The sequence below is a fragment of the Bradyrhizobium retamae genome (assembly GCF_001440415.1).
Taxonomy (GTDB): domain Bacteria; phylum Pseudomonadota; class Alphaproteobacteria; order Rhizobiales; family Xanthobacteraceae; genus Bradyrhizobium; species Bradyrhizobium retamae.
Window position 1 is genome coordinate 1 of record NZ_LLYA01000036.1, and the last position, 5067, is coordinate 5067.

Consider the following 5067-nt stretch of genomic DNA (forward strand, 5'->3'; position numbering starts at 1 on the left):
GTGTCTACACTATCTCGATGCCCTTGTTGCATCAGGGCAATCTCAAGTCAAAGTACCTATCGAAATTTATGACGCAGTAAGACTAGTATGTTCGCGACAACATACCAGCCGGTTCTGTGACTTGTTCCGCAACTGGGAAGGTCGGCTGCCGCTCGTGATGCGCCAGCACCACGGCGGGGGCGAGAAATTGTTTGTCGACTATGCCGGCGACACGGTGCCGGTGGTTGACCGTAAGATGGCGAGGTGCGTGACGCGCACATCTTCGTCGCGGTCATGGGCGCATCCAGCTTGTCGTTCGCGCTGGCGACGTGGACCGAGCAGCTCGGCGACTGGATCGCGGGACATAACGCGGCCTTCAGCTTTTTTGGCGGCGCGACGCAACTGCTGGTGCCCGACAACGCCAAGGTCGCGGTGATCAAGGCCTGCCTCTACGACCCTATGGTCAACCGCAGCTACAGCGATATGGCGCAGCATTACGGCACGGCGATTTTGCCGGCACGGCCGCGTCGCCCGAGAGATAAGGCTAAGGTTGAGGCCTGCGTCGGAATCATCGAGCGCTGGCTGCTGGGGCGGCTGCGCAACCGAACTTTTACAGCCTGGCCGAACTCAACGGTGCGATCGCCGAGTGGATGGCCAAGCTCAATGACGGACGGGTGCTGCGCCAGTATGGCCGCACACGGCGCCAGTTGTTCGAGGAAATTGACGCGCCGAATCTTAAACCGCTTCCCGGCGAGCCGTGGGTCCATGCCGAATGGCGCCGATGCCGGGTCGGGCTCGACTATCACGTCGAGATCGAGCGACACTACTACTCGGTGCCCTATCGCTTCGCCCGTCGCGAGGTCGAAGCGCGGATCTGTGCGCGAACGGTTGAAATCTTCCTGGGGGGCGAGCGTATCGCCGCGCACATGCGCGGCAGCGGCAACGGGCGGCACACCACGATCAGCGCCCACATGCCTTCCAGCCACCGGCGCTACGGCGAGTGGACGCCGGCAAAGATCCGCAGCGAGGCAAGCCGGATCGGCCCGATGCTGCGCCTGCTGATCGACCGGATCATCGAGGATCGGCCGCATCCCGAACAGGGCTATCGTTCGTGCCTGGGGATCATCCGTCTTGAGAAGCGCTTTGGCGCCGAGCGCCTCGAGGCGGCCGCGCTGCGCGCGATTGAGATCCAGGCTCGCAACTACCCAAGCGTCAAATCGATCCTCGAGAAGGGGCTCGATCGCGTTGCAACGCCCGCGTCCCCCGAGCGCAAGACGATCATACACACCAACATCAGAGGCTCGGACTATTACCACTAAGGAGAAAAAATGCTGACACACCCCACACTCCACTTGCTTACCCGGCTCGGCCTTACTGGCATGGCCGAGGCCTTCACGAGCCTCGCCGAGAACGAGGAGGTCCGGGGTCTCGCTCACGCCGAATGGCTGGCGTTGCTGCTGGACCACGAAGCGACTTGGCGCAACAACCGGCGCCTGGCGCTTCGTCTTCGCAAGGCAAAGCTGCGTCATCATGCCGTGCCCGAGGATATCGACTATCGCGCCCCCCGTGGGCTCGACCGCCGCTTGTTCGACATGCTGCTCAAGGGAGACTGGATCAAAAACCATGAGAATTGCGCCATTGTCGGGCCAACCGGCGTCGGGAAAAGCTGGCTTGGCTGTGCGCGCTTGGTCACAAGGCCTGCCGGGACAACCACTCTGTACTTTACACGCGGCTGCCGCGGTTGTTCGAAGAACTGGACCTTGCCCGGGGCGACGGCCGACTCACTTCGCGGATGAAGAGCATCGCCGCCGTCGAGCTCCTGATTTTGGACGATTGGGGCCTCCAAGCCATCGACGCCAATGCCCGTCATTATCTGCTCGAAATCCTTGAAGACCGTTACGGCCGTCGATCAACACTCGTCACCAGCCAGCTTCCAATTGCCAAATGGCATGAGCTCATAAATGACCCAACTTACGCTGATGCCATACTTGATCGCCTGCTTCACAACGCTCACAGGCTCGAACTGAACGGTGACTCCATGCGTCGCCCGCCGGTTCTTTCTCGGCCTTGATTACATCGTCGGCCGATGAAGACTGAGACTGCAGCCCGCGAAGCTGACCGGCCGCTACGGCACTGTTGGGGGTGCGCGTCCAGTCAGCTTCGCTCCGTCGAGCGACACCATCAAACATGAGACGTGATCTCTTCGGCAGCCGCTTGACCACGGGCTGACGATAGTGCCAATTGCCTTTAACGATCGGGGGCTTCCACATGCGCGCGATCAGATTGGAACGCTGCGCGGCATCAGATTGGAATACCTGCGCGCGATCATTGGAATCCGCAACTTGACCTTGCGCGCTCTTTCGAACGCGTCGAACTCCCGCGCCTTGTTCTCAAGGAGTTCAGTGCCGCCAAACCGATCGACGGTGCCAACCATTCGGCGTCAGAAAGTGATTCGAGTCATCCGATTCTGGAATCACAATCGATTCTCAGGCGCGACACGGTAAGTTAGCGCCAAGGGGGTGCCCCTTGGGCCGGCCTCGACGGACCACAGCGTGCATTCTCAATTGAACTTCGCGATGGCGCGAACTGCCGGCTGGCAGGTCACCGGCTGAATCGTTTCCACGGGATGGCCAGAGCAAGATCCCGCACGTCGGATGTAGCGTGCACGCAATGGAGTTAATGAGTTTGCAGATCGCTTTGCCCGCCCAAATCCGCTGCCGAATGACTCTCCCGTCACGGCGGTTGAATGGCATTCGAACTTTAACCGTGACGGCTATATTGCAGCGGTACAGCGCGTCATCGACTTGATTTTGGCCAGAGACGTCTTCCAGGCCAACATTGCGCGGCGCTTCAGCGCCCGGCTGTCAAGCTCATTTGAGCCGCTTGCCTTTTGCCAGCTGAGGTCATTGATCCCGGCCCCTTTGCAGCCCTCCTGCGCTACGGCAAGCTGATGATTGCATCGAGCTCGCCGGAACGATTAAGCTTGAGGGACGGCAGGTCGAAACGCGAACGATGACCTGGCTGTGTTTCATGCAGGCGGGATCACCGCGATGTAGGAACCAATCCCGAACAACCGGTTTCATCACTTTCTCCTATCTGCTCGGCCCGTTGATGCTGAACAACGATGAACCGTCGCTCTTCAGCGTGACCTGCGTGATCCTCGCACCCACGGGAAAGGTGATGTCGGCGTCGCCGAGCGCCGAGCGAGCGATACCGCTTGCTGTGGTTCGAGAGGTACACCGGGATGATCGGGATCGATCGCCAAAATGTGGCGACTCTTTGACGCGTTTCCGGTGCGTCTTTATTGTCATCATCGACAACTACGACTCGTTCGTCTTCAACACTGGCCGCTATTTCCGCAAGCACGGTGAAGAAACGGAGATGATCCGAACAACATGGCCTCAAGCCGCGCGCAATCGCGATCTCCCCCCGGTCGCTGTCCCGCTTCAGCCACTTCGGTGCCCCCATAACCAACATTGACGCAGTACATGCCGGGGAAACTGTCGATCAGCTGATTGCCGTGAGCGTCCCGGATTCGGATGCCGATGTCAAAATCGCTGAATTGGCCCCGGCGGACTTCCCTAGCCGCCCTGCTCTTTTATCGAACTCACGAACTAAGACGACGCATAAGCGCCTGAAATGAGCTTGTAACAACTGCACGATTTTTCCGCGAGGCAGTCACGTTTATCGATCTGCAAGACGCCACGTGTCTTTCGAATGAGCTTCTGTTCTTCGAATCGAATTAGAGTCTCAGTTACCCCAGCGCGTCGCAACCCCAAAACTGACGAAAGATAGTCATGGGTAACTGGAAGTACATGAGCATCAAGAGCATCACTTGCCAGACAGAGCCAACTCGCGAGCCGCTTTTCGCGGCAGTGTCTAACGCCGCACAATCCCGCCTGAGCGGAATGCAGTGCCAGCGCTTGAACGTACCGGGAAATGTGTTCTCGAACCTCAATTCGCTCATTCATTACCCGACGCAAATCCTCGACCCGGATTCTGTGCGCACTTCCTGGAACGAGCACCACAGCTTGGTGCGTTGAGACATGCTCTCCCACTAACCACGAAGCGCCGACCGCCCCCTGATATCCTATCACCGCTGTCTCAAGGATGTTTCCAACCGCAACGATCCTGAGCGAGACGAGGCCTGCCTCGACGAAATAGACGTGTTCAACATGTCCTTTCGGATCTTGCAGAAGCATCCGTTCTCTCAGGGCAATCGGCTCCAAAAATTCCCTGAGTGCCGAGAGGTCTTCACGAGAAATTCTCGATAGGATTGAGTTTTTGACAAAGGACCGCGTAGGAGGACGGACCGTACCAGGTCGACGAAGCATCGATCTTGTTGCGGTCCCTCGCTTGAGGGCCGCATCTTGCCGGCCATCAATTGCTTCTAGGCACCGGATATCTGGTCGGTCATAGTGTGGTTCGGCTCTGACAACCGCTATAACGAAGATTGATGGTGACGGTAACGCTGGCCCTATATTGTTTTCATGCAATAAAACCGGCCTCGACCGATCGAAATTTGCTTTTTCTTGCTGTTTCCCGACGAATTTCAACCAGCAGGCTCGCAGTCCGAATCGCTCCCTGTTACAATACGGGACTGCAAGGAGCCGCGAATCGCGGCGCCACACAGGTTGCGTTTGCGCCTCTAGCTACTTTCCGGCGCAAAATTCGCGCTTCTAACCAGACTGGTCAACCGCGCGGACAACGACAAGGCCCCGCCAGGGGCTGGCGGGGCCTTGAGAGGCCAGATTGAGTTGGGACGGACTACGGTTGGCGTGACTGGTTTTCCATCGCGCGTCCGATATTGATGAGGTTGTCGGCGACGACGCCGAGGCCGACCCAGCGTTTCATACCGATGCTGCCCTTGTAGCGGCAGCGATCGAGCCCGTGTCGCCGTTTGACGACGCTGATACGTCCCTCGCATCCGGTTCGCCATTTCTGACCGTTACGGAACCAGCGCTTTTTCTGCTCACGCTTGCGCTCGGCGCTCTTGGTCGAGCGATTGGGAATGCAGACGCGTTTGACGCCTCTGGCTTTCGCTGCAGCTTCGTTCCTGGCGGAGTAAAATCCAGCATCCGCCGCCAC

The 5067-nt window shown here is 58.7% G+C and carries 5 protein-coding genes and 2 pseudogenes; 5 read left to right on the plus strand and 2 right to left on the minus strand.

Annotation, left to right across the window (positions count from 1 at the left end; translation table 11 throughout):
- Window positions 1-106: 106 nt before the first annotated feature.
- The 4 genes and pseudogenes from istA to CQ13_RS45365 form a co-directional block, all read left to right on the plus strand.
- Window positions 107-1298 (plus strand): annotated as a pseudogene (istA, locus tag CQ13_RS07245) (IS21 family transposase); the annotation flags it as partial.
- A 9-nt stretch (window positions 1299-1307) separates the two neighbouring features.
- Window positions 1308-2050 (plus strand): annotated as a pseudogene (gene istB / locus CQ13_RS07250) (IS21-like element helper ATPase IstB).
- 643 nt (window positions 2051-2693) lie between these two features.
- Entirely contained in the window at window positions 2694-2930 is a 237-nt protein-coding gene (locus tag CQ13_RS47565) for a chorismate-binding protein (protein WP_488225902.1), read from the plus strand.
- Window positions 2931-2991: 61 nt separating this feature from the next.
- Window positions 2992-3459, plus strand: coding sequence for a hypothetical protein (locus CQ13_RS45365; protein WP_245309067.1), 468 nt, complete (start codon window positions 2992-2994; stop codon window positions 3457-3459).
- Window positions 3460-3593: 134 nt separating this feature from the next.
- Here CQ13_RS45365 and CQ13_RS45370 read toward each other — a convergent pair whose 3' ends face one another.
- Window positions 3594-3872, minus strand: coding sequence for a helix-turn-helix domain-containing protein (locus CQ13_RS45370; protein ID WP_245309068.1), 279 nt, complete (start codon window positions 3870-3872; stop codon window positions 3594-3596).
- Here CQ13_RS45370 and CQ13_RS45375 point away from each other — a divergent pair.
- The gene (locus CQ13_RS45375; RefSeq protein WP_245309069.1) at window positions 3777-4022 is read left to right on the plus strand and encodes a hypothetical protein; all 246 of its coding nucleotides are present in this window, start codon (window positions 3777-3779) and stop codon (window positions 4020-4022) included. The genes CQ13_RS45370 and CQ13_RS45375 overlap by 96 nt on opposite strands.
- Window positions 4023-4746: 724 nt before the next feature.
- On the opposite strand, the gene CQ13_RS07260 is transcribed toward CQ13_RS45375, so the two are convergent.
- Window positions 4747-5067 (minus strand): transposase (locus CQ13_RS07260; protein WP_197427266.1); only part of this gene is annotated, 321 nt, incomplete at its 5' end.